The sequence below is a fragment of the Corallococcus sp. CA047B genome (assembly GCF_003612065.1).
Lineage (GTDB): Bacteria > Myxococcota > Myxococcia > Myxococcales > Myxococcaceae > Corallococcus > Corallococcus praedator.
Window position 1 is genome coordinate 1 of record NZ_RAWD01000541.1, and the last position, 3440, is coordinate 3440.

At 72.2% G+C, this 3440-nt stretch carries 4 protein-coding genes; 2 read left to right on the forward strand and 2 right to left on the reverse strand.

Annotated elements, in window-relative coordinates:
* Positions 1-181: 181 nt before the first annotated feature.
* Entirely contained in the window at positions 182-955 is a 774-nt protein-coding gene (locus tag D7X74_RS40620; RefSeq protein WP_120538285.1) for a rhomboid family intramembrane serine protease, read from the reverse strand.
* Positions 956-1176: 221 nt separating this feature from the next.
* On the opposite strand from D7X74_RS40620, the gene D7X74_RS40625 reads away from it, so the two are divergent.
* Positions 1177-1701, forward strand: coding sequence for a hypothetical protein (locus tag D7X74_RS40625; protein ID WP_120538286.1), 525 nt, complete (start codon positions 1177-1179; stop codon positions 1699-1701).
* A 39-nt stretch (positions 1702-1740) separates the two neighbouring features.
* On the opposite strand, the gene rnz is transcribed toward D7X74_RS40625, so the two are convergent.
* Positions 1741-2664 (reverse strand): ribonuclease Z, encoded by a 924-nt coding sequence (gene rnz / locus D7X74_RS40630; RefSeq protein ID WP_120538287.1) that lies wholly within the window; start codon positions 2662-2664, stop codon positions 1741-1743.
* Positions 2665-2786: 122 nt separating this feature from the next.
* Between rnz and D7X74_RS40635 the strand changes: the two genes are divergently transcribed.
* Positions 2787-3440, forward strand: a 654-nt coding sequence (locus tag D7X74_RS40635) for a DUF2293 domain-containing protein (protein ID WP_120538288.1), incomplete at its 3' end; no start/stop codon positions are given.

The following is a 3440-nucleotide window of genomic DNA, read 5'->3' on the forward strand; positions in this document are numbered from 1 at the left end:
CCCAGGATGAGCACCCGCTTGCGCCCGCTCCCACTGGCCGCTGGCACGCAGAGCCCCTGCGACTGGTTGTCCGCCCCCATGCCCGCCTCCTCGCGACGCGAAGAACATCACCCCCGAATGTCGGGTCGGGGCCTCGCGTCCGCACCCCCACCACCGGGCGCCCGCCTCCCCGCCCGCATGCTCACGGGTGGTTGGGGTGCATCCGGTGCCGCCACAGCGTGCGCTGCGACGTGTAGCGCGGGTTCGCGAACAGCTTGATGAGCAGCATGCCCGCCACGAAGCCGCCGATGTGCGCCCACACCGCCACGCCGCCGGACACCTCCGGCCGCAGCGTCATGAGCTGCGGCAGGCCGGTGATGAGCTGGAGCACGAACCACCACAGCAGCACGCCCCAGGCCGGGATGGGGATGACGCGGATGAAGATGAAGAGGATGAACAGCATGTTCACGCGCACGCGTGGGTAGAGCACCAGGTACGCGCCCAGCACGCCCGCGATGGCCCCCGACGCGCCCACCGTGGGCACCGGCGACGTGGGGTCCACCGCCACGTGCGCCGCGGCCGCCACCAGCCCGCACAGGAGGTAGAACACCAGGAAGCGAAAGCGCCCCATGCTGTCTTCAATGTTGTTGCCGAAGACCCAGAAGAACAGCACGTTGCCCAGCAGGTGCCCCCAGCTTCCGTGCAGGAACATGGAGGTGAGCGGCGTCACGCGGTTGATGGCGTCCGCGTCCACCACGCAGGCGTACCCGTCGCCCAGCGGCACCGCTTGTCCCAGCGGCGCCTGGCCGGTGAGCTCCCCCGGCACCAGGCCCAGGTCGCAGATGCTGCTGGCCAGCGCCCCGACGTTGAAGCCCGCGCCCTGGAAGAACACCCAGACGAGCCCCAGGGTCCCCAGGAGCAGGTAGGTCATCACCGGGGTGCGCAGGGTCGGGTTGTCGTCGCTGATGGGAATCATGGCGGGCCGCGAGCATGGCCCACCGTCCGTCCGGCGGGCGGATGGCCTGGGGCGGATGTGCGACGCCGGACGCATGGCGCCAACGCGCTCCGAAAGGGCCGCGGTGGGCCAAACGATGGTTGCCGCCTGGATGGCATTTCATCCCACACCGGCAGCCACTTGGCGGAGGGCCCGCACCGAGCGATGTTCCGGAGCCGTCTTCATTCCCTGGAGTCCGGAGCATGAACCCCTTGAAGTCGTCGACCCGTTCCGCCGCGCTGCTCGTGGTGTCCGCCCTCGCCCTGGCTTTCACCGGTTGCGCCGCGCGCCGTCAGCAGGCGTACCTGGAGGACAAGGCCCAGGGGCACGTCTACCGCAAGCCCATCGCGGAGGTGTGGCCGGAGGCGCTCGCCCTCGTGAAGGACAAGGGCTTCTCCGTGATGAAGGGCAAGGAGGGCTTCGAGGCGCAGACGGAGTGGCTCCAGACGAGCGCCGCCTCCTCGCTGGGGACCTCCTTCGCGCGCTACCTGGTGCGCGGCTATGAGCGCGGCCCCGGCCAGAGCGCCATCGAGTACCGGCGCCAGGAGCGCACCGAGTCCCGCGCCGCCGACAACACCGACGGCCGCCCCACGACGCCGAGCGAGACCGTCACCGGCCCCAACAACTCCCAGATGACGCGCGACACGCAGCTGGAGTGGGAGCTGCTGCAGAAGGTGGATCCGGACGCCGCCGCCGCCCTGCAGGCCGAGGCGAAGAAGATCGAGTAGTCCCTCGCCGGGTGGGAGCCCCGCTCGCGCGACGGTGCCTCAGTCGCGCAGCGGCAGCTCCACGGTGAGCCCGTCGAAGGCCACCTCCACGGGCCCCTTGAATGCCTCGCGCGCCTGCGCGAGCAGCTTGCCGGGGTCGGTGTCGTGGCGGCTGGACAGGTGGGTGAGGATGAGCCGCTTCGCGCCCGCGGACTGCGCCACCTGCCCCGCCTCCCGCGCCGTGGAGTGGCGCGTCTCCTGCGCGCGCTCCTGCTCGTCGTCGGAGAAGGTGGACTCGTGCACCAGCAGGTCCGCGTCCTTCGACGCCTGCACCAGCGCGGGGCACGGCCGCGTGTCCCCGGAAATCACCAGCCGCCGTCCGGCGCGCGCCTCGCCCAGCACGTCCTCCGGCTTCACCACGCGCCCGTCCGGCAACGTCACCGCTTCGCCCTTCTGCAGCTTCCCGAAGGCCGGCCCCTCCGGCACGCCCAGCTCGCGCGCCTTCTCCAGGTGGAACTTCCCCGGCCGGTCGTCCTCCGCCAGCACGTAGCCCAGCGCGTGGATGCGGTGGTCCACGCCCACCGCGTGCACCGCGTAGCCGCCCCGGCGCACCACGTCCCCGTCCTTCAGTTCGTGGATCTCCACCGGGAAGGCCGTGGACTCCAGCCCCAGGTGCACGGCCTGGTGCAGGAGCCGCCGCGCCGGCGCGGGCCCGTACAGGTGCATGGGCGAGGTGCGGCCCATCATCCCCAGCGTGCGCAGGAAGCCGATGATCCCCAGGTAGTGGTCGGCGTGGAAGTGCGTGAAGAAGGCCGCGTCCACGGTGAAGCCCGTGCCGAAGCGGACCATCTGCCGCTGGCTGCCCTCGCCGCAGTCGAACAGGAGCAGGTCCGCGTCCGCCTTCACCGCGAGGCCGGACAGCCCGCGATGCAGCGTGGGCTGCGCGGCGGAGGTGCCGAGGAACGTGAGCCTGAGAAGGGACATGCCAGCGCTTCCCACGAAGAGTGAGGCCTCCGCGCACGCGCCCCGTCACTCCGGCGCGCACCCGGGGGCATTTACCAGGGTGTGAAGGGTCGTGCTATGCAGCCGGCCCCCGAAAGCCACCCATGCCTGATTCCTTGACGGTAGGCCCCACGGCCGACCCCCGCCGCGTGCGTGCCCAGGACGGCCGCCTCCTCTCCGTCCCCGAGGGCTGGGCCCTCCTTCCCCCCGGCGACGCCGGCCTCACCCGCCGCGTGAAGGCCGCCGGCCCCACCTGGACCGTCGTGGAGAAGGTGGGCCGCAAGCTCTTCTCCCGGGGCGTCTGGGCGCCGGAGGCCCACATCGTCCACGCCCGCGCCGTGCTCGACGCGGAGCGCGCCACCCCTGAATACGCGAAGAAGCTGGCCCAGGGCCGCGACCGCCGCGCGCGCGAGCAGGAGGTCTACGAGGTCGACTTCGCCAACGCCGTGCTGCGCTTCCTCGCCTTCAGCCCCGCGTGGCTCCCCCACGCCAAGCGCATGGCCGTCCTCGTCGCCGGGCACGCCACCCCCGTGGGCAGCGGCACCGTGGCCCGCACGGAGCGCATCCCCATCGAGCGCCGCGCGGAGGCCGCCGTCATCGCCTGGATGCGCCACCAGACGACCAGCTACGACGACATGCGCATCCAGCGCGTGAAGGGCGCCCGCCGCGAGGTGCGCCGCGAGCTGGCGGACATCTCCCGCGCTGTCCTGGACCTGCACCGCCGGGACGCCCCCCACGCCCCGCCCGCGTGTCCGCTC

Coding starts and splice junctions, on each gene's coding strand:
- D7X74_RS40620 (WP_120538285.1), bottom strand. CDS start 955: ATGATTCCCATCAGCGACGACAACCCGACCCTGCGCACCCCGGTGATG.
- D7X74_RS40625 (WP_120538286.1), top strand. CDS start 1,177: ATGAACCCCTTGAAGTCGTCGACCCGTTCCGCCGCGCTGCTCGTGGTG.
- rnz (WP_120538287.1), bottom strand. CDS start 2,664: ATGTCCCTTCTCAGGCTCACGTTCCTCGGCACCTCCGCCGCGCAGCCC.